The 25,530-nt window shown below is 49.6% G+C and carries 22 protein-coding genes; 15 read left to right on the top strand and 7 right to left on the bottom strand.

All coding sequences use genetic code 11. The annotated features are described in order from the left end of the window. Window positions 1–282: 282 nt before the first annotated feature. The 7 genes from HG66A1_RS20995 (at window position 283) to HG66A1_RS20965 (ending at window position 5,923) form a co-directional block, all read left to right on the top strand. The gene (locus HG66A1_RS20995; protein WP_197996732.1) at window positions 283–1,311 is read left to right on the top strand and encodes a hypothetical protein; all 1,029 of its coding nucleotides are present in this window, start codon (window positions 283–285) and stop codon (window positions 1,309–1,311) included. Beyond that, window positions 1,311–1,865 carry a hypothetical protein gene (locus HG66A1_RS20990; protein ID WP_145188541.1) on the top strand — a complete coding sequence of 185 codons (555 nt, stop codon included), beginning with the start codon at window positions 1,311–1,313 and terminating at the stop codon, window positions 1,863–1,865. The genes HG66A1_RS20995 and HG66A1_RS20990 overlap by 1 nt, the downstream gene beginning before the upstream one ends. Window positions 1,866–2,294: 429 nt before the next feature. Continuing rightward, the gene (locus HG66A1_RS20985) at window positions 2,295–3,032 is read left to right on the top strand and encodes a hypothetical protein (RefSeq protein ID WP_145188538.1); all 738 of its coding nucleotides are present in this window, start codon (window positions 2,295–2,297) and stop codon (window positions 3,030–3,032) included. Between the two features lie 168 nt (window positions 3,033–3,200). Beyond that, window positions 3,201–3,836 carry a transposase gene (locus HG66A1_RS20980; protein WP_232106630.1) on the top strand — a complete coding sequence of 212 codons (636 nt, stop codon included), beginning with the start codon at window positions 3,201–3,203 and terminating at the stop codon, window positions 3,834–3,836. Between the two features lie 33 nt (window positions 3,837–3,869). After that, window positions 3,870–4,385, top strand: a complete 516-nt coding sequence (locus tag HG66A1_RS20975; protein ID WP_145188505.1) for a hypothetical protein — start codon at window positions 3,870–3,872, stop codon at window positions 4,383–4,385. A gap of 150 nt (window positions 4,386–4,535) precedes the next feature. Then, window positions 4,536–5,171, top strand: coding sequence for a transposase (locus HG66A1_RS20970; protein WP_232106629.1), 636 nt, complete (start codon window positions 4,536–4,538; stop codon window positions 5,169–5,171). A 311-nt stretch (window positions 5,172–5,482) separates the two neighbouring features. Next, entirely contained in the window at window positions 5,483–5,923 is a 441-nt protein-coding gene (locus tag HG66A1_RS20965; protein ID WP_145188499.1) for a hypothetical protein, read from the top strand. Between the two features lie 347 nt (window positions 5,924–6,270). Here the strand turns inward: HG66A1_RS20965 and HG66A1_RS20960 are convergent, their stop codons facing one another. Further along, the gene (locus tag HG66A1_RS20960) at window positions 6,271–6,564 is read right to left on the bottom strand and encodes a hypothetical protein (protein WP_145188497.1); all 294 of its coding nucleotides are present in this window, start codon (window positions 6,562–6,564) and stop codon (window positions 6,271–6,273) included. Window positions 6,565–6,735: 171 nt separating this feature from the next. On the opposite strand from HG66A1_RS20960, the gene HG66A1_RS20955 reads away from it, so the two are divergent. The 5 genes from HG66A1_RS20955 to HG66A1_RS20935 all read left to right on the top strand — a co-directional run bounded on the left by HG66A1_RS20955 (window position 6,736) and on the right by HG66A1_RS20935 (window position 11,053). Next, window positions 6,736–6,990, top strand: a complete 255-nt coding sequence (locus HG66A1_RS20955; RefSeq protein WP_145188494.1) for a hypothetical protein — start codon at window positions 6,736–6,738, stop codon at window positions 6,988–6,990. A gap of 182 nt (window positions 6,991–7,172) precedes the next feature. Further along, window positions 7,173–7,490 (top strand): hypothetical protein, encoded by a 318-nt coding sequence (locus HG66A1_RS20950; RefSeq protein ID WP_145188491.1) that lies wholly within the window; start codon window positions 7,173–7,175, stop codon window positions 7,488–7,490. 140 nt (window positions 7,491–7,630) lie between these two features. Beyond that, a complete protein-coding gene (locus tag HG66A1_RS20945) occupies window positions 7,631–8,173 on the top strand; it encodes a hypothetical protein (RefSeq protein ID WP_145188489.1) in 543 nt (180 codons plus the stop codon). Between the two features lie 974 nt (window positions 8,174–9,147). Then, a complete protein-coding gene (locus HG66A1_RS20940; protein WP_145188486.1) occupies window positions 9,148–10,173 on the top strand; it encodes a DUF1559 domain-containing protein in 1,026 nt (341 codons plus the stop codon). A 124-nt stretch (window positions 10,174–10,297) separates the two neighbouring features. Continuing rightward, the gene (locus HG66A1_RS20935; protein ID WP_197996731.1) at window positions 10,298–11,053 is read left to right on the top strand and encodes a hypothetical protein; all 756 of its coding nucleotides are present in this window, start codon (window positions 10,298–10,300) and stop codon (window positions 11,051–11,053) included. A 65-nt stretch (window positions 11,054–11,118) separates the two neighbouring features. Here HG66A1_RS20935 and HG66A1_RS20930 read toward each other — a convergent pair whose 3' ends face one another. The 3 genes from HG66A1_RS20930 to HG66A1_RS20920 form a co-directional block, all read right to left on the bottom strand. Further along, entirely contained in the window at window positions 11,119–13,260 is a 2,142-nt protein-coding gene (locus tag HG66A1_RS20930; RefSeq protein WP_145188480.1) for a serine/threonine protein kinase, read from the bottom strand. After that, window positions 13,253–13,843, bottom strand: coding sequence for an ECF-type sigma factor (locus tag HG66A1_RS20925; RefSeq protein WP_145188477.1), 591 nt, complete (start codon window positions 13,841–13,843; stop codon window positions 13,253–13,255). The genes HG66A1_RS20930 and HG66A1_RS20925 overlap by 8 nt, the downstream gene beginning before the upstream one ends. A 454-nt stretch (window positions 13,844–14,297) precedes the next feature. Continuing rightward, the gene (locus HG66A1_RS20920; RefSeq protein WP_145188474.1) at window positions 14,298–15,272 is read right to left on the bottom strand and encodes a Gfo/Idh/MocA family protein; all 975 of its coding nucleotides are present in this window, start codon (window positions 15,270–15,272) and stop codon (window positions 14,298–14,300) included. A 293-nt stretch (window positions 15,273–15,565) separates the two neighbouring features. Between HG66A1_RS20920 and HG66A1_RS20915 the strand changes: the two genes are divergently transcribed. After that, the gene (locus HG66A1_RS20915; protein WP_197996730.1) at window positions 15,566–16,693 is read left to right on the top strand and encodes an SGNH/GDSL hydrolase family protein; all 1,128 of its coding nucleotides are present in this window, start codon (window positions 15,566–15,568) and stop codon (window positions 16,691–16,693) included. A 95-nt stretch (window positions 16,694–16,788) separates the two neighbouring features. On the opposite strand, the gene HG66A1_RS20910 is transcribed toward HG66A1_RS20915, so the two are convergent. The 3 genes from HG66A1_RS20910 to HG66A1_RS20900 form a co-directional block, all read right to left on the bottom strand. After that, window positions 16,789–19,278 carry a DUF1592 domain-containing protein gene (locus HG66A1_RS20910; protein ID WP_145188472.1) on the bottom strand — a complete coding sequence of 830 codons (2,490 nt, stop codon included), beginning with the start codon at window positions 19,276–19,278 and terminating at the stop codon, window positions 16,789–16,791. Window positions 19,279–19,310: 32 nt separating this feature from the next. Further along, window positions 19,311–20,594: a DUF1552 domain-containing protein gene (locus HG66A1_RS20905; RefSeq protein WP_145046386.1), complete on the bottom strand. Its 1,284-nt coding sequence runs from the start codon at window positions 20,592–20,594 to the stop codon at window positions 19,311–19,313. A gap of 327 nt (window positions 20,595–20,921) precedes the next feature. Beyond that, window positions 20,922–21,368 (bottom strand): polyribonucleotide nucleotidyltransferase, encoded by a 447-nt coding sequence (locus HG66A1_RS20900; protein ID WP_145188468.1) that lies wholly within the window; start codon window positions 21,366–21,368, stop codon window positions 20,922–20,924. A gap of 595 nt (window positions 21,369–21,963) precedes the next feature. Here HG66A1_RS20900 and HG66A1_RS20895 point away from each other — a divergent pair. Beyond that, a complete protein-coding gene (locus HG66A1_RS20895) occupies window positions 21,964–23,991 on the top strand; it encodes a serine/threonine-protein kinase (RefSeq protein ID WP_197996728.1) in 2,028 nt (675 codons plus the stop codon). A gap of 74 nt (window positions 23,992–24,065) precedes the next feature. After that, the gene (locus tag HG66A1_RS20890) at window positions 24,066–25,526 is read left to right on the top strand and encodes a glycosyltransferase family 2 protein (RefSeq protein ID WP_145188462.1); all 1,461 of its coding nucleotides are present in this window, start codon (window positions 24,066–24,068) and stop codon (window positions 25,524–25,526) included. Window positions 25,527–25,530 lie beyond the last annotated feature (4 nt).

Genomic DNA, 25,530 nt, shown 5'->3' with positions numbered 1-25,530 from the left:
AGAAGTTCATTGAATGAAGTGGCTTTCTATACAAAGTGTAATTGTCACAAGAATGTAATGTGGGAAAGTATGAACATGTTAAGCACAGAATCCCGCAATCAATTCTGAAAACCATACTCAGGCTTCCGGCCTGCATGTGATTATGACTGGAACTCGACAATGAAACGAAAACAATACTCCCATAATCAAGGCGGTATCAGTCTGGCTGGACTGCTTTGTCTGTTTGGTACATTTCTGGTTTCGGGCAGCCTGTTCTGGCTGGCGGCGCCTGATCGATCGACTGTGTCGAAATACAAAGCCGAGTTTATCAGTGCCCCAATTTCACAAGGAGCCGAACAGGAAGTCGGTTATTGTCCCATCAGTCAGATTGAACTGGGACAGCGGACACTGGGAACGAATCCTCTACGCGAAGAAGTGCCGGAGAATCTCCAGAATCCCGATCCGACCTTCTGGCGGGAAGTGCATCTGCAGGTTGCTGATGAATCGCAGGAAGAAGTTACGATTCAGTTGCTGCGCCCGCTGGGGTGGATTTATGCTCAAAATATCTGGGAGGGGAACAGGATCCCCCTGGAACTTACCGAGCTCCACGTGAACGGCGAAGCCGTGGTGACGTATGTCGGCCCCTGTCCTCCGATCCGACCGGGGCCGGGAAATGTCGTCACCGGAAAGTACATTCACAAATCCGCCGACAACCTGATTGACTTAACTATAGAAGGAGACAGTCAGCCAACGGGGGTGACCACCAACCATCCCTACTGGTCCGTGGATCGCCAGTGTTTTCTCAAAGCCGGTGATCTCAACCCCGGAGAACACGTCGACACCCGCTACGGCCCCCGACAGGTGGTCTCGCTCACCCCCCGATCCAATCAACCTGTTTACAATCTGGAAGTCCACGGCGAACACGTCTACCGAGTAGGCAAACTCGGCACCCTTGTGCATAACAAAAATGTGAAGTCTAAATTCGGAACAGAAAATCCGAATGCTCTTGCAGAATTCGATTCTAATACTCTAGAAATCTCTTATAATCGAAAAAATATTAGAGATGATGCAGATTACTTCGAAAGACATTGGCGACATGACTTGCGAGCCGCTGCATATCATGAACACGGCCATAAGCTTTTAAATCCATTGAACAATGCTGTAAAAAAAATATTTAGATTGAAAAATCAACCTTATTTTCAATTTAAGACATGGGAGAATATAGAAGAGTTCGTCGTTGAAGTTTACGGACAAGTTCGAGCAAGAACTCGCCTAAGTGGGAAAGCTAGAGCAAATCTTCGTGCAATTCGCTCAATATTAACAGGCCAATAATGACTATTTCTCTAGATCAAATAAGATTACAATCTTTAAAACCATCTGAAGCTACTTTGCAAGTTGTGAAAGATTATGCTGATCAAGTTTATAACACTAATACAACGACTATTCGTAAAGGCTGGAAAGGTGTTTTAGGATTTAAAATCGGTGACTTTGAATTCATCGGGGTTCAAACAACATCCAAGCCGCCCAGACGCTTTCTAATGGTTGTAGAACGTTCCACATTAAATGTATTTGCGCCGGCTGAATCTCCAGAAGATTTTAGTTCTTTATGTTCTAATTTATGCTTGGAATCTCCTGATGACGTCATCCGACTGTACGAACTTTGCACATTAGATTATGGTGCTGTTGATAAGAATTGCTTCGCAATACCAATAGAGATTCAAGACTTAGGTATTGATGTGCAGATGAGTGAATCTGGAGACCTATTTTGGCAAAAATGGGGGGGTAAGCTTTATCTAGTTAAATGCACTTCTCATGAAGTAATGGTTAACTTGTTGAAGTCTAATTACGGTGATTACATTCATCTTCCAGTGAGACTAAAAAAATAGTGAGACAGAAATAGCTGTCAGCGGAGAGAAAAAGGTGTCAGGAACGAATGGTACTGTCATTTTCCGATTTGTGCGTACGTTGGTCTATGACAGAATCGAATCTTTTGTAAAATCGCTTCTGTCTGGAGTTGAACAGAAAAAGGGGCCTGGACTCTTTTCTCTTTAACACTGCAAAAGTCTGTCACTAGAAAGCACCACCCGACCCCGAGGCAGACCACGCGCCAGAAAAAAGTCCTGACCCCTTTATGGTCCCCTGTTGAATAAAACTAAGTTTTATTTAAATGGAGAAACGATAAAGGGAAGTGATAAGGCTGGATTAAATGATCTCTTACAGAAGCTGATTCATGAGCAAAATGAAGCAATATTCTGAAACAGTTATCAAGGCCGTCTGCCCGTTCAATATAATATTATTTTGTAGAGATTTGCTCTATGGTTGATCTCTTTTCTTTCGGTGAGAACAGACTTGCTGCCTCGGTTACCAGGGAGCCGAATGCGGTAGAGCAGCATCGCATGGTCGAAGTTGAATCGCTGAATGTGACACCTGAGTCAGCAGGAATGAGATTTAAGGCACCCCTGAGATTGCCCAAGTTGCGACAATTAGTGTTACGGAACTGTCAGCAGTCCTTACTGGAAATGCTAACGATAGATTCCCTAAAGCAACTGGATTATTTAATTCTCTATCATTCTCCGGATAATCTAGTGGATGTTGTTAGGATTCAAGATTTTCCAGAGTTAAAGAAACTGACTGTTCGTCAGCAATTCCTGGATGCAGTCTCAAAAGAATGGATATGCCGTCACCAAAATCTTACTCATTTGGCTTTACCGGAGACCAATGCATGCGATGCGACAATTCAAAATTTGAATTGTAAGCAGACGCTCCAGCGACTTGATCTATTTAGATCCGAAGTTGTTTTCGAAGATCAGCAGCGCAGACAATCTGTCTTTCCAGAGCTGTCTTCACTGGATGTCAGTGAAACACGTGTATCTGGGGCTTCAATTGAAATAATTCATTTACTCTTTCCACGCTTGGGGCGTCTGCTGGCAGAACAGACATCTCTTACTGGAGTAGACGTAAGACAGATATCCCTTTGGAAAGGGTTAAAGATTCTGAGTACAGGATACCCAGCAGTGGACTTCGATCATCATCAGCAGACATTCTGGCCGTGAAGTACTTCTCAAATCGTTGATGCGGACAATCAAGATACGCTGCGGTAGTTGCTTTAAGAACAGAAAAAGGGGTCAGGACTCTTAATTCTTTTCATTCTCACTGGTTTCTGCTAAAATTAGGGTATGCCTAGAGCCAAACGAATCTGTCCTGCCGGTGAGGTGTTTCATGTGCTGAACCGGTCTGTTGCGCGGCTGACTCTGTTTGAGAAGCCGGACGATTATGCTGCGTTCATGCGAGTCGTCGAGGAAACGTGGCAGAAGAATCCTCTGCCGATCTTTGCGATGTCCGTGATTCCCAACCACTGGCACTTTGTCGTGCGACCCAAGACGGATACCCAGTTGACGGACTTCTTCCGACGGCTCACCGTGACCCACACGATGCGCTGGCACGCTCATTACGCGACGGGCGGCACCGGGCATCTCTATCAGGGACGCTTCAAATCGTTTCCGATTCAATCGGACGACCATTTACTGACCGTCATGCGTTATGTCGAACGCAACCCATTGCGGGCGAATCTGGTCAAGATAGCAGAAGAGTGGGAGTTTGGCTCCGCCTGGGCCCGGCAGCAGAAACAAGTTAAGCCGGAATGGTTGGCGACACTCAAGAATCCGCAGTTGCCACGGAACTGGCGGGCCCTGGTCAACAAACCCCAGACCGACGCCGAACTGGCCGCCCTGCGAAAATGCATTGTCCGCGGCACTCCCTTCGGCAATGAAAAATGGACCAGCAACACGGCCCAAAGGCTGTCACTGGAAAGCACCACCCGCCCCCGCGGCAGACCACGCACCAGAAAAGAGTCCTGACCCCTTTATTTATCCACAAATGAGAGGTAAACCATGCTAACAAAAAGATTAGTTTTCTCAATCTATTGTCTAATTTGTATTATTAGTACTGCGATAGCAACAGCGTGTATCAATAGTAGCAATAAACCATTCTCCAAAAGGGGGGATCCAGTATTAGACAACTCGGATGTGATTTGGCATGGAACTTTTTTCGGTCTGGAACCACAAATTTCAGAGCGAGCTGACCGGTATTTGAAAGACATTACAAGGGATGATGAAAAATGGCTTTTGAAAAATCTGATGAATAAAGATCGTTTTGCGATCTGTCATGTCATACTGGTATTTCATTGGGGCCCTCCCTTCGAGGTTACAGATAATTACCCTTTATGGTATGGAATGTCAGTTCAATTAGAGTCTTCCAAGAAGACAAAATATAAAATTGAGTATAAAACAACTGAGAGAGAAAAGTTATATGAGATATGGGCAAAAGCTTTGGGAGATCCAAAATCAAGATTAAGGTATGGCAAAGTCGGGCCAACAGATGACCCTTTCAAGGGAAAAAGTGATTGAGAAAACATAGTGATCACTGCGACATGTATTTCTATATCTGAGGATAAAAAGGGGTCAGGACTCTTTTCTGTTTTCATTCTCACTGGTTTCTGCTAGACTTGGGACATGCCTAGAGCCAAACGAATTTGTCCTGCCGGTGAGGTGTTTCATGTGCTGAACCGGTCTGTTGCGCGGCTGACTCTGTTTGAGAAGCCGGACGATTATGCTGCGTTCATGCGAGTCGTCGAGGAGACGTGGCAGAAGAATCCGCTGCCGATCTTTGCGATGTCTGTGATGCCCAACCACTGGCACTTTGTTGTGCGGCCCACGACAGATACCCAGTTGACGGACTTCTTCCGATGGCTCACCGTGACTCACACGATGCGCTGGCACGCTCATTACGCGACGGGCGGCACCGGGCATCTCTATCAGGGACGCTTCAAATCGTTTCCGATTCAATCGGACGACCATTTACTGACCGTCATGCGTTATGTCGAACGAAATCCGTTGCGGGCGAATCTGGTCAAGAAAGCAGAAGAGTGGGAGTTTGGCTCCGCCTGGGCCCGGCAGCAGAAGCAAGTTAAGCCGGAATGGCTGGCGCCACTCAAGAATCCGCCGCTGCCTCGAAACTGGCGGGCCCTGGTTAACAAACCCCAGACCGACGCCGAACTGGCCGCCCTGCGAAAATGCATTGTCCGCGGCACTCCTTTCGGCAACGAAAAATGGGCCAGCAACACCGCCCAAAGGCTGTCACTAGAAAGCACCACCCGACCCCGAGGCAGACCACGCACCAGAAAAGAGTCCTGACCCCTTTATTTGTCCCCAGTTTTCCCAACTGACGGAAGTACTTCAGCCCGGTGATGTCCTGTTCTTCAATCTCGGCGCGCTTTGCTCGTGGCATAACAGATGTCTCAAGCGGTCAACGCGCCTTCCTGTCTGCAGATTGACCAATTTACAAACCACGAACGTCACGAAATACACGAAACCTCTCTATTCGCGGTGAATTTATAAAGGTAGCATTAACTGTGCCGCACAGGATTGTCGCTGACCCCTTTTATCTCTCCAAAAGGAAACGTTATTCACATCTTCCCGGTTGGTCCAGATCACGTGATAAAGAAATGATGACAAAAAACACACTCTGTCTAGTGTTGGATAGTGATAAGGCGTATTCGGTGGAGGTTCACCGTAACGTCGTACCATCAGAAATTCCGAACGCCCTACAGAAACAGGGCATTGAATGGCTTGAGATTCCAGTGCCGGTTGGGAAGGTTCGCATACCAGTTGATGAAGATGCCGAGTTCTTAGTTGAGGGGTATGTAGCTATGGAGTTGCTGCACGCCAGTAAGGAAGATGGGACGGTAGACTGTATTCTTAATGATGGGGGGCTACAAATCACGTGGATTAAGGTCGGGACCTACTTCGAGACGGATCTGTTGATTGTTCCCCATCTAGACGGACGGTTTTCGAAACGCATGACCACCAGCATGGATGCCGAATGCCACATGCAAGAATGGCGCCGGATCGTTGCGCCGATATTCACGGTCGGATGCACTGAATAGGCGATGACAGAAAAGTACATATGCAGTTCGAACCGTATTTGAGAAATGCATTAAAAAATGAGATCAAAGATACAAATACTTCGTGCGACGATAAATACCGATGGAACAGTGGAATGCCCCCAAAAGTTGATCCAGGGTTATGAGAGTTCGGGTTAGGTAATTAACGGGGGGGATAAAAGAGTCCTGACCTGCTCTGTAGAAAAGGTCTAGTTTGGTGCAGGATCATGATGTTATGTGTAATGGTTCTGAGCACGATCTCTCGGCACTGTGGCCAGTAGCATCGGGAACGCAGAGCCGATCCCTGCATCCGTTTGATCACTCGTGGTCAATAACGGTGCCTGGCTCTTTTAAAGATTCCCGCTACGACGTTTGCGGTAGGTGATGTATACCGTGATGAACGTGATAACGCAGACTGCTTTCAGGATGAACAGTGGAAGGGGTTGATACCAGGCGCGGGTTGAGATTTCGATCAGATCGGAGACTCCGAACAGCGCGAATGCGATGCTGCAGGTGATGGCTAAATCTCTGTTTTGCTGCAACCGAGGCAGCCGGACGAGAAACAGACCCGCAATCGAAATCCAGAGAATTGCTTCAGCCAGATTGAGTATCTGATCCAGGTCCAGTGATTGAATAAAGCTCATCCGAAGTCTGATTCCCGTTGCTGTGAGTTACCGGTTCTTCAATTTCCGGTATGGCCCCTACGAAGAGGCACTGATTCATTTTGACGAAGTTTCAATTCGTTTGCGAGAATGAAATCATTATTATACTGGAGCTCAAACAGGTAACATCACTTTTATCGAATGGTCGTCGCGATGAGTAAGTCTTATTATCAAGTTCTCCTGGTTGAATTGAGTACGGGAATTATATTAGATAGACAGCAAGAATATCAGCAGGGAAACGATGATGATTCCCGTTATTATTTTGAAACCTGGCAAGAAGCATTCGTATTTTCTCAAGAGATGACAGCCAAGACACCAGAGATTGAATGCCTGATCCTGAATGAGGATAATGAGTTCGTTCACGTCGAACGCAATCAGCGGGGCTATTCAGAGGGAAAAGAGTCCTGATCTTACCTGTTTCCGTCTTCTGACTGTCGTGCCGGGAGATTATCGGCTGATGATTCAGAGAAAGTCCAGGAGGAAGATTGCTGTGGCTCTGAAGCCAGCGAAGGGGCAGGAGGCAAACCAGTTTACCAGCCCTGTCCGGATTTAAGTGATAGGAATTCCTCTAACATACCTGGAACAGTAACATGGGATCTGAATATTCAATTCATCCTGACGGGACCGGCGACTCACTGACAGATGAAATACTGGAGGATCTACTCTGCCGTCTTCCCGATTATCATGGGAAAACAGTCGCCGGTGGTCAAATCACTTATGAGTTTCGCGGCTCGAATACCAGAGCGGCTCCGGATACGTTTCCCGACGTCAATGTGGGGCTCTCAGAGAATTGCGTGACCCTCTGCCAGTTCGGAGATTATAGGATCGCAGCGCTGGTGTTGGGGGCGCTTGTCATGGAACTGGTTTCCGAGTCCCGTTCCGAACGGATTGAAGTCGTGAAACCTTAGCTCGTGCGGGGTGTCTTTGGGAGAACTGGTGCGAACCAGCAATCGATTTTACTTATCAATTAGTTCGGTAAACGTTATTGTCTGGCTCGCTATGAAACAGGCGGACTGACTTCTGAAGCAGGAATGAAACTGGAGTAATCATGGATCTGGAACAGGGAGCCGGGTTAAAACTCAATCGAGATCTGATACCGGATTCATTACAGGCTTTTATTCCCTGCGCTGAAAAATGGGGGTTTGAGTCTTTGGACGAACAGGATCAGTTTGTGGAGCTGATGTTGCGTGAAAGGCCAGATGAGGTCACAGCTTTTAATGACCTGGTTGACCAGGCACATGCTCAGATTATTGAATGGGGTAAGTCGCTCACTGAATTCGATAAGAACAGAGATGACTTTGAGGAGCGTGACTGGAATCATCCCTATTGGGCTTTCCTGGCTACCCTCAAGGTGAGAGAGGTGACCGGGCAAGCAGGCGCAGCTGAATTTTCTGATGCGCGTGCCAGAATGTCGGCCGAAGCACGATTATATCGATTCAATGAAGCGTTAAGTCAGGCGGTGATGCATTTTCAAAGGCAGGAATACCGGGAGTATGTGACGCTCATGGATTCTTACCAGGACTTAATGTCTCCTGCACAGAAAAAGAAGTATGATTTTGCCAGGCGAAAGATCACATCTGAGACAGGCTAAAGATGGCCGCCGGGAATCCAATCTGTGGCTTATTCTCCCTTCCTGGAACGTCCTGTTCTATGTCTCAATCTTCGCTGAAGTCTGACGCTGCTGTTCGTACTTTTCAGCTGTTGGATTTTCAGCTTGGGTGGTGCGTCCCTTTGACTAAAATGGCTCGTTTGATCTGGCTGTTTCTCAATCTGGGATCTGCGATCGGGAGCGGTTCTTAAATTGAACGGTCTATACCAAAGTCGTTTCATCTGGGGCTGACGCCCTGCGCCTCATTTGGCTGATTGGCTCATCTGCTTTAATGAGATCTGTCGGCTGTCAGGCTTACTCCTTGAGTGCTGGTGAGGATTATGTGGAACGGCGCGGAGGCGTCAAGAGGATTGCCGGGGTTGAGTTCAGTGTGAGGTTCACTGAGTTGCTGGTGAGATGCATTTGAAATGCTCTGAAAGTGCTCCGAAAGTGCTCCGAAATGATTTGAAATTCTACGAGACATTGAGAACCGGTGCTGTCTGTTCCGGTGAAAAACTGGAAAAAACGACGGCGATTCAGGCGATCCTGGGGCGCTGGTTCGCGGTGTTCCCGTGCTCGGATCATCCGCCTCGCGCGCGAAGCACAATTTCACAACTTTATGATTCGGGGAGTGCCGATCAAGGTCAATCTATTCAGTTTTGGAGACAGAAGTGCGCTGGATAAATGGGAGGGGGCTGGTGGGGATCGAAGACCAAATGCAGGAAACCAGTGGGGGCTCGTGGTTTTTTATAAAAACATGTATTCCCATTGATCGGTCAGCAAACTGTTTTTCGGTACTTGAGATGGGCAGAGACAATCGCGCGCTGGTGAAAGTCTTTCAAGCTTAGTGCAGCATGAGACTGGAAAGCTCTGAATGGATAGCCAGTTAAATCTTGTGAGTAAGTTCTTGTTATTCCGACTTAAACATTACATAATGATCTTGAGGTGCAAAAACGTTCACACAAAGGGCCAAAGAAATGTTACGCACACCTGATCAAAGACGTGGATTTACACTGATTGAATTACTGGTATCTATTTCTATTATCGCTGTACTCATTGCACTATTGCTGCCTGCAGTTCAGCAGGCGCGGGAGGCCGCCCGGCGTTCCCAGTGCAAAAACAATCTCAGGCAGGTTGGTCTGGCGCTGCAGAATTATCACAGCGATTACCTGGTATTTCCGTTGGGGGTCCGGAACCAGTACCTTGGTTTCGGGTCGAGCTGGTGGGTGGGGCTGCTGCCTTATCTGGAGTATGGCAACCTTTACAACATGTATAATCACGATATCGCCAGCTGCGGGTTCACGCCTTTGAATCCGGCGCTGGTGGCGGATGTCAGTATGACTGTCATGCTGTGTCCGTCGAGTCCGCTGGATGCCCGTGTCAACGGTGTTCTGATCCCTGGGGTGAATATGACAATGCCCCACTATGCAGGAATTGCCGGAGCGACGAATACCGGCACTGTGATGGGCGATCAACTTCACTTTGCGGATGATCTGTTTCCTTCCACGGATAGCTCACTCTGTTGTCTGCCCCACCTGGATGGGCGGGTTGCTGCGGGGGGCGTGTTGATTCCTAATCGAACCATCGCGATTCGTGATATTACAGATGGTTCATCAAATACGATTGTGGTGGGAGAGATCTCCAGCTCGGTACTGAAGTCGGGGGTCAGTCTGCGTGTCGACGCGGGGAATCCGAGTGGCTGGGCCGCGGGAACGGTGAGTGTCGGGACGCCTCCCCAAATGTTGGGGCCGGGTGGTTTCACGCCGGCGTTTCCGGTGTTCAACCTGACAACGGTGCGTTATCCGATAGGAACGAAGGATGGTGGGCTGCCGGGCATTCATACGGATGGGGGGCCTAATAATCCACTGATTTCAGCTCATAGTGGCGGCACACAGTGTCTGTTGACGGACGGCTCGGTTCGTTTTCTGAGTGAGAATATGAATCTGGAAACATTGAAAAATCTATGTACCCGCAACGACGGGAAGGTTCTCGGAGAATATTAACAGTAAGGGAGGTGATCTTAGGGCGAAAACGGAAGTAGCGATTCAGATTAACTTTGAAGCACACTGTTTTTTAAATTCAGAATCCTGTAGCGTCACATGATTCACAATGAAAGGGCCGACTGTGATGAACCGAATGAAACTGACTTTGTTAATGGGGACTTGTTTCCTGCTCTGCTGTCTGGCGGGAAAGACGAATACGAGTGAGGCTGCAGATAAACAAACAAAGAAAGAGACCCCTCTGCTGACGACCTGTGTATGTAACCAGGTTCCATTGGGGCCTGTGGGAACGAACCTCTGGGCGTGGATGGCTTATCGTTATCAGTATGAAGACGACTGTGCGGCTGCCACTGCTGTCTCGATTATTAATTACGCTCCTTTAGACAGCTACCCGGAAACGTTATGCGTCGGGTCAGGGGCCTGCGGAGCTAGCTGTACACAGGCGAAAAGCAAAAAACAGAAATCAAAAACAGAGCCGACTATCCGGCATTACATGCACCCTTTGCCTGCTCGTCCTTCAGCAAGGCTGGATCTTTATCCTCCTGAAACGGATTTTCATTTCGAAGTTGTTAACACACGTTTTTTGCAGTTTGGAGGAGCAGCACCCGATTTAAAATATGCTAAGCTATTCCTGATCTGCCTGTCACAATCTGAAAAACCAACTGAGCAAGCCGATGCCATTTACTTCTGGTATGGTTTTGAAGTAGATCACATTGAGAAATCTCAGGTGGGCTCAGCGATCCATTTACCGTATGGGTATTGCGAAAAGAAGACTCTCTATCAAATTGAAGATCCGTCAGGAAGATGGACTGAAGGCGAGTGTCGTGAATTTACCCTGTTCAATTATGGAGGTTCGCAATATCTGATTCGTTTCAATCATTAAGAATGAGAACTGAATTCTGTATTTGAGCATCTGTTGTTCGAACAAAAACAGCCCACAATAACGACCTATTTTGTGGGCTGTTTTCTCTTTAACTGCTGTGATGCTGGACGAACAAGACGAAATCCAATCTTTTCCGGTTGTAAATAGCGGATTGCGGTTTGAATAGAGTAGCTTTTCTGATTCTTTAACTCGTAGTTGCCCTCAGCTTGATTATTATTCTGATTTCGGGAGATTGTCAATCCGATAAAATCGGGAGTACGGAACTCGGGATTCAAATCCAATGCTGCTTTTGAAGTTTCTATTTGCTCTGGAGTTGCCAGCGAGGACGTCCATTCTTTGCCTGTATTAAGAAAATTATCTAACGCAGGCTGCAGAGGGAGAGAATCAACGATGTGTTTGAATTCGTCGACTGTCATAAGCCGTCCCCCTGCTTCCTCCGCAAAGTGTATGGCGAAATCCTGTCCTTCCGGGTAATAAGGAGCGTCGAGCGGGGCGTGTCTGGCGGGATCAGCGTCACTTGTGTCTGGACGAAGAGTTAAATAGTCGTGATTTGTGAAGCATCTGGTGGAGATGTAAAGGTCAGGGATATCAATCTGATTACCTTTAATTAATACCATCTCATCCAACACACTTTGCGTAGGAATGATGATTTCAGGCCATTCGAGTGTGTTGGCTTGAGTTTTATTCCAGAATCTGTTTTTGGTACTTCCATAGGGAATCTCCGCTCCCCGGGGAGGCACTTTGCGGAAGACTTGTTGAAACCGGGGCGTTCCTTCGAGCATCGCAACTACGTAGTATTCTCCAGGCGCGAGGCGGAGATCGGTGGGAGTTGTCCCGTCGGCTTCATATTCGATGCTGGAATCGGGTTCGCCGGAGACCGGGTCCCGGGGATAGACGAGGATGCGTGCTCCCGGCGGTTCGGTCTGGACATTTACCTGCCATTTGCCATCATCATGCATGACAATCATGGCGGTTGAACTGCTCAACAACAGTACGCAGGTTGTCAACAGGGACGCGCTCAATAACCGGTTTCGCTTTGCCCAGCGCCACAGTTTCTCATGCAGCGAGAGCCGACGCGCCGTGATGGGTTTTCCTTCGATAAACCGCTGCAGGTCCTCTGCCAGCTCGTCAGCAGTGTCGTAGCGGTCGCCCGGAAGTTTACTTAAGGATTTCAGGCAGATCGTTTCCAGGTCACGGGGGATGCTGGCATTCCATTTGTGGGGGGGGACCGGTTCGGTGTGAAGGATCTGTGAAATCATTTCCTGGCAGGAATTCCCCTTAAAAGGAACCCGGTTCGTCAGCAGTTCGTACAGAATCACGCCCAGGGAGTAGATATCGGCACGTCCATCGACCGTGGATGCCTTGCCATCCGCCTGTTCGGGGCTCATGTAGGCGAAGGTTCCCATGATCGCACCGGTTACGGCGATTGTGGACTCGACATCAGAGCGTTTGGCGAGACCAAAATCGGTGATGCGCAGCTGGTCGTCATCTGTAACCAAGACGTTATTCGGCTTGAGATCCCGGTGGATTACTGACTGCTGGTGCGCGGCATGGAGGGCGATGGCCAGGTCACGACAGATGCTCGCGGCTTTGCTGAAGTCGACCTCGTGGTGTCTGGTCCATTCGCGGAGGGTGGAGCCTTCGACAAATTCCGTGACCAGTACGAGAGTGCCGTCAATTTCCTCGAAGTCGTGGATGGATACAATTCCGGGGTGGGAAAGTCGGGCGGCAGAGCGGGCTTCCCGGGAGAAGCGTTTCCGTTCGACAGCCGAGAGTGACTTTTTTCGAGGAAGCTTGAGGGCGACGGTCCGCTGGAGTTCTTCGTCCCATGCTTTCCAGACCAGACCGAAGGCACCTCGGCCGACGATTTTTTCAAGCCGATAGCGGCCGAGCCGACGTACCTGCCGAAATGAATCTGCGAGCTGGGAGGTGAAGTCCTGCAGGATATCACTGTACTGTGGAAAGCGGGACTGATAGTCATCCAGGGAGAGCAGGTTCCCGTTCATCCTGCGATAGTGGATATCGAGTCGGAGTAATTCGGCGAAGACAATAGACTGGGTCTTACCGGAAGTCTCTTTGAGGAAACTCTCGATTTCGGGAGATTGTCCCTGTTTCCAGGATGATTCGAAGCTGTCACAGATGCGATCAATGGTATAGGCTGCCGCCATGAGATCATCATCTGCAGGATCATAGGGGGGATTATTCATGACTCCATGCTTTTCGGATCAGCCGTACCTTTCTCGTTACAGTGGCGGGGGAGATTTCCAACAGATCACTGATTTCCTCATGTGTGTAACCCTGTATCTTATAAACCGCAATTTTCTTCAAAACATCATCAGAAAGTTTATTTAAGACACGCTGATATTCTTCTTCCATGATGGCAAAGTATTCGGGGGACTGGTCGGTGGACACGTAAGCCTGGAAGTTTTCAATGGAATTGATCGAAACCGGCAGTTTCCCCTCTGGTGAGGTGCGTTTCTGGGCCGTTTCCCGGCGGATATGGCTGACTGCTTTTCGTTGGGTCATGGCAATCAGCAGCCACCATAATTCATCCCGGTTCTGAACTGAATCAAATCGGCCGCGTTGTGAAGCCGCCCATACACTTTCGAAGACGGAAAGCACGATATCTTCGGCGTCCAAGGTCGCAGTCGGGAAGGTATTGACCCTGGTCTGTGCATAGCGAATCAGTTTCTCATAAAACTCGTCCCAGATTTCCTGGACGGCATCCTTCTGATCGTTACCCAGGGTACTCAGCCAGCTGGAGACCGGAGTGTCTTCTTCGTAATCCATGTCAGTTTTCTAAATTGCAGATGGTTTAGAATAACAGGGCCCACTTTAAATGTTAGTCGTCCATGACCGATTCAGTATACCATTATGTTTATGTGTAATCTCCCCAGAACTGAAAGATTCGTCGTTTGCTGAAACCAGTCGGAAATCTATTTCAGAGACGGGAATACATGGCAGGAGAAACTTGGGAAATTTCTGCAAAGTACGAATTAAGTGATTCGCAAAACTACGATTACGCGGTTTCAGGAATAGCGATTATCTGACTCCGATTCGCTGGAATCGGTATGGAGATCAGTCAGTGACTTGGATCAGCCGAATCGGGCCAAATCGGTTGATCATTCGTAGTCAGGCAGGGATGCCATTTTCGCTGGATGCTTTCGATTCCAGCGTAGTTTATCGGGTGAAATCGTTGAGGGGGCAGTTTCTGATTATGAAAGATGTAACGTAATTAAGCTGATCAGGCAAACGCGTTCAGTTTCTCCATCCAGCGTTGTACCTGCATGGCATCCGAATAGGTCGCTCCAGCCGGGACCGCTTCTGTGTTTCGCACGACCCGACAGAAGCAACGTAGCTCTTCAGCCATCATGCCGCTGGGGGGATTGGCGCGTACTTCCAACGCAAGGGGCCAGGCAGCTGCATTGTCCCAGACTGAGATCGGACGTGGATTTGGTTCGATGCGCGCAGACCAGCCCTCACCGAACACTTCAGTTCGATCAAAACCGCGTGGCGGCATTCCCGCAGGCGTTAAATAGGAAGCCACAAACGAGGCCACCGGACCTCCTTTCCACTGGAGTTGTGCGACAGCCAGGTCGATTTCGCCATTTTCTGTCCGATGGAACTGGGCACTGAAGTGATCTGGTTCTGCACAATCGAGAAGTACCTGTGTTGAATACAGGTCATGCACCATCGCAGCCTGTAACGGGTTTTCGCCTGGGAAATCCTGCACGATACTCGCCGGTCGATGGCGTACACAGTCGATGTAGGAAATCGGACCACGTTTGCGGGCTACTTCTCGCAACTCCTGAAATTCGCTGTTGAACAGCAGGATGTGTCCCAGCATCAGATTACTGGAATCGGGGCGGACCAGTGGGGCGAGACTTTCCGCTTCTTCCAGCGTCTCTGAAATCGGCTTTTCCAGCAGTACGACTTTCCCATGTTCGAGCAGTTCTCTGGTGACCGCCACGTGAGATTCTGTCGTGCAGGCGACCACCCAGGCCTCTGCGTCAGACTCTTCAATCGCCTGCGTCAGATTGGTCCACCCTGGCACATCGGGAAGTTCTTTACGCAGGGCATCGAGACTTTCCTGGCGTCGTGCTACCACCGCTGCCAGCTCAGCCTCTGCCAATCCTGCTAATGTCAATGCATGTAATCGTCCAAAACGCCCCAGACCTATGACACCTGTTTTAACGGGTTTAAAACTCTTCGCAGCCATCGGGATTCCTTAACTATTCCAGATCTGTTGTCCGCAGTGAGACGCAGGATTTGCAGAAACATTCATCATATCTGAAGTGGAATTTCCCCATCAAGGCATCAGCCTGAGATGATCATCAGAACGGAAACTTTCGGTTGTCGACAGGAATCCGTGAGCAGAAAATATGAGAAAAAACACCGGACACTGGACTTCAAGGGGGGGAGCGCTGGTACGATAGGAATTGTCTTTTGCCTGAATCGGTTTCGGGCTCAACTCGAACGGGAATTCCCGACTCTAATCAGATTGAGTGACCTGTGCAGAAAATTAAATCCACCCGACTTCTGATCCAGCTGATTCTTTTCCTGCTGCTTGCAGTGTCTCCCGCAGCGGCTGCTGAAAAAACTCAATCTCTTCAGCTGACGCTGCCGCCCATGTTTTATGCGGTACCAGGCGTGGAGATGAGTATCTATTTCGACAATATTGTACTGACCGAAACTCCCAAAAAATATCGGTTTGAAGTGGATTGCGAAATCGGCACTGTTGACCAGAATCGCTGGACCGTGACGCCGACAGATTCGAATGTCGGACAATATTCTCTCTCAGTCAAAGTGACAGACGCCGACGGAGCGAACCTGGGGACTGCGAATACCGTTCTGCAAGTTTCAAAGCCGGATGCGGGAGCCAGTCGTGACACCTGTCGGTTGTTGATTATCGGCGACAGCCTGACAAATGCGACTACCTACTCCAACGAGATCGCCCGACTACTCTCGACCCCCGACAATCCGAAATGGCAAATGCTGGGAACGCACAAACCGAAGTCCGCCGCTGCGGGAGTCGCCCATGAAGGATATGGCGGTTGGACCTGGCAGCGGTTTGTTTCACAGTATGAGCCGAAACCCGATAGAACCAATCGCAAACGCAGCAGTCCGTTCGTTTACCTGGGAAAAGATGGTAAACCTGGTCTCGATTTACCACGTTACTTCAAAGAAGAGTGTAATGATCAAAAGCCAGATTATGTGATCATTATGTTGGGCATCAACGATTGTTTCTCAGCGAAGCAGGATGCTATAGATGAAAAAATCGATGGCATGTTCACACAGGCTGATATTCTCATCAAAGCCCTGCAGACGGCTGCGCCCCAGGCGGAGGTGGGAATCTGCCTGACCACGCCCGGGAACTCTCGGCAGGAAGCGTTTTATGCTAATTATAAAGACCGCTATAGCCGCTGGGGGGGGAAGAAGATTCAACACAGGCTGGTGCAACGTCAAATTGAAAAATTTAAAGGCCGCGAAAACGAGAACCTGTTCATCATTCCGACGGAGCTAAATCTCGATATCGTGGACGGCTACCCGGTTAACAATGGGGTGCACCCCAATAAAGTTGGTTACCAGCAAATCGGGGCGAGCATTTATGCGTGGTTGAAGTATCGAATGGAACAGTGAGGGCATAACCGGTTTGATAAAAACACGGTTAGCCCGTTTCTGTATCATCGAATTCAAACCTTGGGAAACAAGTGAAAGCTGAGTCTTGTTTCGGTTTAACGCGAGCGAAAGATGCGGGAAGTCATGACTTCGATCACGATGGTCTCTAAACCGTAGTCCTCGGCTTTGACACGCTTCAAGATATCTTCGATCTCGTACTGGTCGGACCGTTCCATCTGCCTTCCGGTTGAGTAGGTGAGCAGCTTTTCGATCAGACAGTGGGTAAACTTATCAAGACGGTTTTCGAGCAGTACCTGTTTAAAGCTCTCGAAATCTTTGAATGATTCGCCTGAAGGCAGTTTACCCGTTGGATCGACCTTGGGGCCGCTCCCTTTTCCTCTCGGATGAGGATACTTTTCCCGCCAGCGGCCGATCGGATCAAACGATTCCAGTGCGTGTCCGTGGGGATCGATATTACGATGACAGACGTAACACGTCTGATCCTGGCTGTGTTTGAGCAGCCGCTCACGAATGGTCGTGGCTCCGCTGACATCAGCCTCAATGGCAGGCACTTCATCTGGCGGAGGTGGTGGCGGAGATCCGAGCAGATTTTCAAGGACATACACACCGCGTGTGACCGGCGATGTATCAACGCCATTGGCGCTGACGGTCAGCACGCCAGCCATGCCCAGCAATCCACCACGGTGTTTCGTACCGGAAAGGCTGACACGCTGAAAACCATCTTTCAGTCGCATTTTGTCTTTCTCAGGTAACTGATAGAGGTGGGCCAGTTTCTTATCAACGAAGGTATAGTCTGCATCCAGGAATTTCTCGACCGATCCGTTTTCATCCAGCAGGGAGCGGAAAAACAGACGCGCTTCCTGTTTCATCGATTCCGGCAGGTTCTTAGCATAATATTCCCAGGCGGCTCTGCGTGGTGGAGGCTGGTCGCCCATGGCACGCAGATTAAGCCAGCTGTCCAGAAAGCCATTGACGAATTCATCCGAACGGGGATCTTTCAACAGACGTCGAATCTGTTTCTGTAGTTCTTCTTTGTTCTTCAGTTGACCCGAGGCGGCCGCGGCGAATAATTCTGCATCAGGCGGTGCCGTCCAGAGTGCATAAGAAAGGCGCGACGCCAGATCATACGGGTGTAATTCGAGTTCTTCCTCGGGAGTAATCTCACTGAGGTATAAAAACGAGGGCGAGCAGAGTATTAGCTTGACGGTATCGAGGGCTGCCTGACGTGGGGGCGCCTGCTCGGAAAGTCGTTTTTCGTAAAGAGTTTTGATTCGTTGTTGATCGGATTCGTTCAAAGGACGCCGATAGGCCATTTTCGCAAAGCGATACAGTTGATCCAGGGCATGGGCTTCCTGGAATCCCTCTTTCCCGAATACGGCGAGTTCTTCTTTACTGCCGCCCGGTTCCGGGAGCGGACCATTGATTTTGATTTCGCTGATCCTGATGTGAGGCAGCTCTCCTTCGCGAAGCAGTGCACTTCGTCTGACACCTGTCTCAGGATTCTTAAATTCGTCTTTGTAGCGTTTATTGAGTGTGATGACGGATGCCCGCGACTCATAAGGTCCGTTTGGAAAAATGAATCGGGGTGTCTGCCCGGCTTCCAACCAGACGCGAAACTTTAGCCACTCAGGTTTGTCATCCGGAACCACGGTGCTGGCCAGGATCGGTTCGATGGCCTGGGGGTAATGGATATGCCCTTTCTTCACATCACCGGTCACAACAGCCAGTTGAAACGGTTCCGAAAAGTCGATGCGGAAAATCTTGGGATCGTAATGGGTGTCACGGTGCAGCGCCTGGGCCTGAACCTGGATGTCATACAGACCTGAGACCGGTACGCCATCCAGAAAATCTTCAATGTGTCCATAGCCACCTTGACGTGTGTCGGTATTGGGCTGCTCGTAGAGACAGAGATACCGATATTTGAACACACTGCGGTGTGCCCCCGATAATTCTTCGTACTGTTTGAAATTATCCTTAAAGTGCCAGGACTTCGGTTTCATCTCGGGTTTTCCCAGACGGGCCTCTACCAGCCGAGAGGCTGCCTGGAAATACTGATCCAGCAGAAATCCGGACGTCACCAGCGACTCGCCGATGTTGTCCATGTGCTGGCTGGTCTCTTCTTTCGGAAAGTCCGCTGTTAATCCCAGCGTGTCGACCCGCCGGTCAAACAGAGTTGCAAGGGTGTTTTCATATTCCCGATTGGAAAGGCGACGCATGATGGTGCGTGATCCGGTACTTTCAAACTGGCTCCGTGCTTCCTGAATGCTGTCGCGTAAGGCACCGATTAAAGCGAGTCGCTCTTCGTCGGTTGGCTGGACCGATTCTTCAGGCGGCATTTTTCGCAGCGTGACCTGATCGATGACTCCATCGGCGGTAATCAGCTGCTGCTCCGATTTGAGCGGCAGTGAAAATGTTTCGAATTCGCGCTCACCATCAGCGGTTGCGACGTCATGGCAATCAAGACAGTATTTTTTCAACAGTCGGTTGACGGTCGAGGCATGCCTGTGTTGCGGCTCTGCTGCAGAGCAGGGAACCAGCCATGAAAGACAGAATACGAAACCGCAAACGGCGCGCAATACGCTCATGCTGAAAATCTCATTGAACCGCGTATTCATCTTCAGGAGAACCTTCCGGTGCTCGTTCCGAATGCTTCCTTCTCCACACCCATTCGCTGAGCGATATCCAGGAAGAGATTGCACAAGGGAACTTTACCCGGCCCTTTCGCGGGGGCTTGCTTGAATTCACCAGTCCCATACCCGCCTCCCGCCAGAATGATCGGGAGGTCTGAGTTGGTGTGTGAATTGGCATTGCCCATTCCGCTGCCAAACAGGACCGCGGTTGAATCAAGCAGGGTCTGTTCGCCGTCAGAGATCCCAGCCAGTCGCGTCAGGAATTTACCAAACTGTTCGATCTGATAGAGTTCAAGCGTGACCAGATCTGCGACGGACTCTTCGTTATTGCCATGATGAGAAAGACCATGGTAGGACTTATTGATGCCCAGGTGTTGTGGCAAAAAGCTGCCGCCGATTTCCAGCGTCGCGATCCGTGTGGAATCGGTCTGTAACGCCAGCGCGATTAACTCGTAGAGCATCGGCAGATCTTCCACGGTATTCTTATCAGCCGGTTTGTCAAAGGGGGCTTTCGGTTTGGGCTGATCGGACCAGACCTGACGGAGCTTCAAGCGTTTTTCGACATCGCGAATGGAACTGAAATACTCGTCGAGCTTTGCCTTGTCTTCGCTGTTGACTCGTTTTGAAAGTGAACGGGCTTCGTCGTGAATCGAATCAAGGATCGAGGCCTGCAGCGAGTTCTCTTTCACTTTTCGAGCCTGGACCTGTTTTGAGTCTGCGACAAACAGGCGGTCAAACAACTCGGCAGGCCCTGTGATCGGCGGAACGCGAACGCCTGACTTCGTCCATGAAAGCTGGCAACCACCATGGATGCCACCCTCAGAACCAACCGTGAGTGATGGGAACCGTGTCTGGTTTCCGATTTCATCTGCAATGAATTGATCAATGGTAACGTTGCCGTCGGTACGGTTCTTGGACTCGTGATGGAGCAGACCTGACAGGAAGGTGTGCACGGCGAAGTGACCGCCGCGAAGTCCATGATCGAGTCCGCGATAGATTGTCAGCTGATCGCGATTCGCAGCCAGAGGTTTGAGCAGCTTTGTTTCTTCAAAGTCTTTGCCGGTTTTCTCAGGGAAAAAATGTTTCAGTTGAAAACCGAGTAAATTACCCACCGCGACGAACCGCTGGGCCCCCGCACCGGCTCCCCGGTCCTCAGTAATCGCTGAGTTCCCTGCAAGGGCACTACTCATCAGAGAAGGCAGCCCTGGTAAAGCGATCGATCCGGCCATGGAGCGAATCAAGAATCGACGGCGATTGATTTTATTCTTCATGCTGGGAGTCAATCCAATAGCTAAGGGAGGCAATACGAAGGAAGGCATTCAACTCTCTTGAAAGCCGCCAGGTTCGAAAATGGTTTCGAGGAGCAGCTAAGAGCGTTTTTCATCACACAGAGAGCAGGGCGAGAGGCCTGAACCTGCTCCCTCCATTTTACCCGACAAAGTGACGGAATGCCATGTATCTTTGCCACAAGATCCCCATTAATCTGCCTGGTCCCGGGGATGGAGTTCGGCTCAGTTTAGGGGGATTACCAGTCAGAGAGAATGGTTAAACAGTGTGCCGACAGGGGATTTCGTTTCTTGCCTTGGTAAGAAATCCCGTCAGGATTGCACGTTCATCTTCCGTTCGACGGACCAGAATTCCTCGATCGATTGGATCGGTTGTGTCTCGTATTCCCCGGGTAACAGGATTACCTTGCGACCGGAATGCTGTGAGACAAGCAGGCTGACTTCATCCGGGGAAATCTGATCGGGGGGAATTGAAACCGACTTCAGTTCTACATCCTGGCTATTCTGGTTATCGATACCATACTCATGCGGAGGCAGATAAATGGTTCCGTTGATGAAATCAACAGCGAACGCGATCACCCCGGGGACAAAGAAAAACAGGAGCCCGATGGAATTCAGGCCCACGATTTTCCAGTCGAGCGGCCCTGCAGGCTGTCCTCTGCGTTCGGGGTACAGAATGGTTCCACAACCTGTCAAAGAGCCTGTGAGAGCGAGATTGATTCCGGATAATAGAAAACGGCGTCGAGATGGGCTAAGCAAAGCAAATGGTCTCCGAATGCCGTACTGCCGCTTGGCCCGGTGTGTGCAGACAGCGCATATCTTTAGATTGAATTGTTAGAGTTGAGGGGAAAAACACTAACGAGAAAGGATGATCGGGTGGGGGGCAGGAGAATACTCGATTCCGTGATCGGGGGAAAGATGGATTTTAAAGCAGCGCTTATCAGCGGAATCTGCAGCTCAAATCCCTAACTCAGCAACCTGCTCATGTGAATATCGCACGTTTTGAGCCTCTGACGAAATTGATCAGCTGAAGTACCGTGACATGCAGTCAGTTTGAATTTCCGTCCACTTTTCATCACCAGGTGGTATGACCCGCCTGGTATTGTTTCAGGTCGCACGGCCCGATGGCCTCAATCCAGATACAATTACAGCCAGCGTGTATCAGACCGGAGCAGTGAATTGAACCTGCCCGCCCTTTGGAATCACAGTAACGCGAAATGAGACAGGATCGACTTTCCTGGTATTGCTTCCGAAAATCTGGTAACGCCCTACAACTATTCTTGAATTGAGCATGGATTCGGGTAACATAATTGAATTCATATTCACTCTGAACATTTTTTTCATTCTGCCTTTTATGACATTATCCCGCAACCAATTTCTGTCACTACTGGATGAAAGCGGTATTTTTTCCGCTAAGGATGTCATTGCACTTCAAGAGACACAGGACGACTCCTCAGAAACCGCCCTGGATCTGGCAAAGACACTGGTCAAGAATAAGAAACTCAATGAGTTTCAAATCAAGATGATCCTGCAACACAAAGGTGACCGGCTCGTGTTGGGCGACTATCTGATATTGCGCGAGATTGGTGCGGGGGGGATGGGGAAGGTCTATCTGGCAGAGCATCGCCGGATGAAGCGAAAAGTGGCGCTGAAAACGCTTCCCACTAAAATTGCCCTGGATGAAGAATCGATCGGTCGGTTCCAGCGGGAAGTCCAGGCGGCGGCGAAATTGTCTCACCCCAATATCGTGACCGCGTATGACGCCGGGGAAGCCAAGGGGGTCTCTTATTTTGTGATGGAGTATGTTGATGGAATCAATCTGTCAGACCTCATCAAAGAACATGGCGTCCTGCAGGTTGATGTCGCCGTTAACTATATCATCCAGGCGGCTAAGGGCCTGGGGTTTGCTCACTCCGAGGGAATTATTCATCGAGATATCAAGCCTGCCAACCTGTTGCTGGACCTGAAGGGGACTGTCAAAATCCTGGATATGGGGCTGGCGCGAATCGACAATCTTGAGCCCAGTGAGGTGCCAGCCACGCAGCTGACAGAATCGGGAAGTGTGAAGGGGACACTCGACTATATGTCACCGGAACAGGCTCAGAATACACACGCTGCGGATGCACGCTCTGATATTTATAGCCTTGGTTGTTCCCTCTACTATTTACTGACCAGCAGGGTGATGTATCCGGCTGATTCATTTGTCAAAAAAATACTCGCTCACCTGGAACAGCCGATCCCTTCGATTCAAAAGCAGCGTCCTGAAGTACCTGACGAACTGGAAGCCATCTTTCATAAAATGGTGAGCAAGGAGCCCGTCGAACGATATAACTCAACCGCGGAACTGATTGAAGCACTGGAAAGCATTCCCTTAGATCAATCCTCGCAGACAGACCAGCCACAGCAGGAGCCGATTCAAATTCAGCCAGGCCCACGTACTGCCGTGTTGGATGAAGATCTCTCGACACTTTTTTCACTATACAAGGATGATGAGTGCTTTTCAGAGTATGGTCGTATCTGTCTTGATTCTACAGTCATGCAACCGAAAGCGCGCTACCCATTTATGAGATGGTTGTTGCCCCTCGGCTTTCTGGCGCTGTTGTGGTGGGCAGTCTCCAATCAGCATCTGTTTTTCAGCCCGCTCAAGAATCCGGCTAAAACTGCTACCGGTGCACCTGAAAAAGCCGTTTCAAATCCTGCGGACAAAAAAAGTACCATTCCCGTCAATCCCGCAGATAATGACAGGGCAGCTGCGTCGAGGGCATTGGAATTAGGGGGAGTGGTTGAGATTTCAGTCGATGCAGAGCCGCAGGTCATTGAGAAACTGTCTGAACTTCCCACCGGAGAGTTTCAAACTAGAAAAATCCTTCTGCACGAAAACAAACAGGTTCTCGATGAAGACCTGAAGTGGTTCTGCTATTTGAAGAATCTTGAGACTTTGGATCTCTATGATACGAACATCACCGATGTGGGAATCGCACATCTGAAAGCACTGCCAGCGCTAAGCAAGATTGATCTGTACAATACAAAGACGGGTGATGCGGGCCTGGAACAACTGAGTCAGTTTGGTACGTTGCGGTCAATTACGATGCAACACACAGCAGTAACGAACGAAGGTTTAAAATACCTGTCAGGGCTCTCCAGCCTCGACTCTTTAAATCTGGGGAATACGGGGATAAATGATTCCGGCCTGACCCATCTGAAAAGCCTGGCAGGTCTTCAATGGTTACAATTATCTTTTACCAATGTGACTGATTCTGGTTTGTTGTATCTGCAGGATCTGAAGAGTCTGCGAGAACTGTATCTTACCGAAACCCAGGTTACCGATGACGGAAAAAATCTGCTGATGGAAGCGCTCCCCGAATGCAGCATAATGCAGTGACAGCTGGAAATAAACTGACGCATTAAATTCGATCTCTGAAACATGATTTACCGGCATTGAGAGGAATTGATTTGATGGTGGGCGGGCTGAAATTACCAGGAGAAAAAACGGGCAGGAATCCGAGTTTAGAAAAGTTTGTAAAGAATCATCATTCCCGCAGTCGAGTCAGCATTATTATTGCGGCCCGCAATAACGAAAGATATCTGGCAGAAACGATCGAGTCTGCACTGCAACAATCCATCCCGTGTGAGGTGATTTACTCGGACGACAACAGCATCGACGATTCCCTCGAACTGGCCCGTCAATATCAGTCGCAGGGGTTGACTGTTCTGGAGAGTCCTCGGCACCAGGGAGTCTGTGAAACGCGCAACCGTGGTGCCGCTGCATCTTCGGGGGACTACCTGGTATTTCTGGATGGCGACGACATCATGCCCGCCAATTATATCGAAGAACATTTAAAAGCGATGCGGGATGACACTCCCTTTGTCTATGGGCCGGCTCAGGCGTTTGGTGATTTTTCCATCTTCTGGGATGCACCAGAGTGGGAAGGATCTGACATCTGGCGCAACAATTTTGTCAATACTTCGGCAATGTGGCGTCGAAAAGTCTTTGAAGTGGCGGGACGCTGGCGCGAAGGTATTAAAACCATGTGGGACTGGGATCTGGCGTTGCGAGGATCACGCCTGGGAGTTCCCCGGCGCAGCAATGCGACGCTCAAATACCGCCAGCATGCGGCTTCCTGGTCGGCAAACAATCGAGAGAAAACCCATGATCAGCAGGAAGCGTTCATGCCGGAAGTACGAAAACTGAATGCGCGCGTCGCAGTGGGATCGATCATCAGTGGCCGAATTCCCAAGTTGTTTCCCGCCTGGATGTCTGCTGTTGCCCAGGCAACGCGGCTGCTCGACAACTCCTCAAAACCCGAGCTGGTTCTGCTTGATAACAGCAATGATCCCGATTTCCGTATCACAATTGAAAAAGAGGTGAGCCGCTACTGGTCCACATTCCAGACCATCAAAATTATTCCATTAGAAGAGCGCGTCTCTCACAACTGTCAGAGCGAAGAGGAACGGCGAGACACTGTGTCTCGCTTCATGGCTCATGCCTGTAATCAACTTCGCACGCACATGGGTGGCGAAATTCATTGGATCATTGAAGACGATATCATGGTCCCTATTCAGGCGGGCGCCGATTTGATGCAGGCTCTCGTTTCAGGCTGGACACCTCCCAACGCAGTGTCTGGGTGTTATCACAATCGCCATATTCCCCAGCTGTATGTCGGCGGCTGGTGGAACGACGATGCTCCCCACGAAATTACAGATCTGCCTGCAGATCCGTTTCAAGTCGACTACGCAGGTACTGGGTGTTTAATGTACTGGGATTCCAGAACCCCGCGTTATTGGAGCAGCCATCATGCAGGCATTCCCGCACATGACTGGAACTGGTCAATGGAGTTAACCGGATCGGGAGGGCAGCTGTTGATGTTGCCTCAAGTCTGTTGCCAGCACGCCATTGACGATTCCAGTTTTGTCTGACAGA

Origin of the sequence: Gimesia chilikensis, from assembly GCF_007744075.1 — a bacterium.
Lineage (GTDB): Bacteria > Planctomycetota > Planctomycetia > Planctomycetales > Planctomycetaceae > Gimesia > Gimesia chilikensis_A.
The sequence above is the reverse complement of the archived record's forward strand: the minus strand, read 5'-3'. Positions and strand labels throughout refer to the sequence as shown.